Here is a 269-nt window from a genome sequence, read left to right as displayed (position 1 = left end):
TGGCGAGGGCCTCCTTGGCGATCTCGGTGGCGGCCGTGTAGCCGATGTGCGGGTTGAGGGCGGTGACCAGGCCGATGGAGTTCTCGACACTCGCGCGCAAGGCCTCGGTGTTGGCGGTGATGCCGGCGACGCAGCGCTCGGCGAGGGTGAGGCAGGCGGCGCGCAGGTGGGTGAGGGACTCCGACAGGGAGTGCAGGATGATCGGCTCGAAGGCGTTGAGCTGGAGCTGTCCGGCCTCGGCGGCCATGGTGATGGTGACGTCGTTGCCG

General features: G+C 69.5%; 1 pseudogene. It reads right to left on the bottom strand.

Features of this window, described 5'->3' with window-relative positions:
* Window positions 1-269 (bottom strand): annotated as a pseudogene (gene aspA, locus IE97_RS0137995) (aspartate ammonia-lyase); the annotation flags it as partial.

It is taken from the genome of Streptomyces sp. NRRL S-455 (assembly GCF_000717875.1).
Lineage (GTDB): Bacteria > Actinomycetota > Actinomycetes > Streptomycetales > Streptomycetaceae > Streptomyces.
This window is presented reverse-complemented; position numbering and strand designations above follow the sequence as displayed.